This is a genomic window from Pseudonocardia pini (assembly GCF_013870575.1).
GTDB lineage: Bacteria > Actinomycetota > Actinomycetes > Mycobacteriales > Pseudonocardiaceae > Pseudonocardia > Pseudonocardia pini.
In genome coordinates this window covers 1-2222 of the sequence record NZ_JACBXB010000846.1, presented here as the reverse complement: position 1 = coordinate 2222, position 2222 = coordinate 1, and the positions used below count along the sequence as shown (strand labels likewise).

General features: G+C 72.1%; 2 protein-coding genes. Both read right to left on the bottom strand.

Annotation, left to right across the window (positions count from 1 at the left end):
• Positions 1 to 14: 14 nt before the first annotated feature.
• Positions 15 to 1025, bottom strand: a complete 1011-nt coding sequence (locus tag H5J29_RS29815) for an iron ABC transporter substrate-binding protein (protein WP_181784298.1) — start codon at positions 1023 to 1025, stop codon at positions 15 to 17.
• A gap of 589 nt (positions 1026 to 1614) precedes the next feature.
• Positions 1615 to 1992 carry a PP2C family protein-serine/threonine phosphatase gene (locus H5J29_RS29810; protein ID WP_181784297.1) on the bottom strand — a complete coding sequence of 126 codons (378 nt, stop codon included), beginning with the start codon at positions 1990 to 1992 and terminating at the stop codon, positions 1615 to 1617.
• Positions 1993 to 2222 lie beyond the last annotated feature (230 nt).

Below are 2222 nucleotides of genomic sequence, written 5' to 3'. Positions count from 1 at the left end.
GGCGGGAGGCGCGGTCACGCCAGGCCGGTCTCCTGCAGCAGCGCCAGCGACTGCTGCAGCGAGGCGAGGTCGGACAGGTCGATGTCCGGAGGCTGGAGCTGGTCCAGGGGCCTGAGGGGATGGCGCGTGGAGCTGACACCCATGCGGACCGGGTACTCGGCGGTCTCGTCGGCGAAGTACTGCTGGGCCTCCGGGGACACCAGGAACTCCACGGCCCGCCGCGCCATGTCCGGCTGTGCGGTCCCCGCGACCACGCCCGCGCCCGCCACGTTGACCAGGCCGAGCGGGTCACCCCCCGGAACGTAGTGCACCTGTGCCGGGACGGCCTGCTCGCCGACCTCCGCCACCCGCTCGTACCAGTAGTAGTGGTTGGAAAGACCCAGGGCGATCTGGCCTGCGTTCACCGCGTCGAGGATCTGGATGTTGTTCTCGAACCTGACCGGCTGGTTCTCCGCGAAGGCCAGCAGCCACGCGCGAGCGCCCTCCTCGCCGCGTAGCACCCGAACGCCGGTGACGAAGGCCTGCCACGAGGCGTTCGTCGGGGCGTAGCCGATCCTGCCGCGCCACCGCGGATCGGTGACGGCGTCGAGGGTCGCGGGCAGGTCAGCCGCGGGCACCTGCCGCGGGTCGTAGAAGAGCACGCGGGAGCGAGCCGAGGTGGCGACCCAGCTGCCGTCGTCCGCCCGATAGGCAGCCGGGACGGCTTCGAGCGCCGCGCGGCTCAACGGCTCCAGACGTTGCGCGTCGTCGAGCGCGCCGAGGGCGCCCGCGTCCTGGGAGAAGAAGACGTCGGCGTCGGTGCCGTCGCCCTCTTCCAGTAGCTGAGCGGCCAGTTCGGCGCTGCCGCCGTAACGCACCTCGACGGTGCCGCCGACCCGCTCCTCAAGCCTCTCCAGCAGACCGCCCACGAGTTGCTCGTTGCGGCCCGAGTAGATGGTGAGATCGGGCGAGCTCCCGCAGGCGCTCAGCGGGGCAATGGCGGCGATTATGGCGACGACGGCCGAGACGACACGACGGCTGGGCACGGGCGGAGCTCCTTCGTGGACGGCCCGGACGCCCGGGTGAGGGAAGCATAGCTTTTGTACGGGTGCCCTATACGTCCGGAACGCCCGTTGAGGCGGATGCTGCGGCAGTCTGCGGCCGCGTTGGCCGGTCTGCACGGGAGGAATCGCCCGGCGGAGGTGTGTGGGCGAGTTCGACCTGCTGTCGGATCCTGCGACGCTGCGGCGGACGCCGGCGGGCCAGCGGGGTCAGGGTGCCGTCTCGGCCTGCTCAAGCGAAGAGGGGCCAGGTGGTTCGGAGGCGTAGCCCTGGCGCTGGGGGCGGTCGTCAGCTCTCGGCTCGCGGGGTCGCCCGGACGTGCGGGCTTCCGCTCGCGCCGGCCTACAGACGCCCCGGGCGCGGGCGAGCATGGTGTCGAGTCTGTGTCCCCACCGGATCTGCGGCTCCGGAAACCGGCGGACGACCAGGAGTGCGATGTCGTCCTCGGCCGGGTAGTCGCCGACCATCCCGGCCATGATGCGGGCGACGAGCCGGTCGCCGGAGGCGCTGGGAGGGAGAGCGCGCGGAGGAGTCGCTCGGTTCCGAGATCGGGTGAGTACCCCCGGCGTTCGATCAGCCCGTCGATGTGGCGCAGAGCACCTCTCCCGGTCCGAGCGTCAGTCTGGACGAACGCCGCTCCTGCTTCGGGTAGGCCACGCCGACCGGGACGCCGGGTAGGACGTCCGCGAACCGAGCGGCGGAGCCCGGTCGGGACACCGCGGGTGGAGGATGCCCGGCCGAGGCCATCCGGACCACGCCGGGGCCGGGGTCGAGCACCCCGCACCACACGGTGGCCGGCTCGCCGGGATGGAACATCCGCATGTGCTGGTCCAGTCGGGTCAGCAGCTGCGCGGGGTCGTTGGTCTCCAACGCGCGGGCCCGCAGCGCCGTGCGGACCTGGATCATGGTGTGCGCCGCGCCGAGGCCGCGGCCCATCACGTCGCCGACCACGGTGAGCAGCCACCGGAGACAGAAGGACCGTGTCGTGCCAGTCGCCGCCCACGATGCCGCGGCGTTCACCCGCGACGTACCGCGAGGCCAGCTCGAAGCCGTCCAGCGTGACAGGGCGCTCGGTCGACGCCTCCGCCCAGATGCGTTCGCCCGTCGTCATGATCCGACCGACGAGCCCCGGGCCCGCCTGAACGGACGTGCACGACCGTTCCGCTCACGAGATCCCCTCA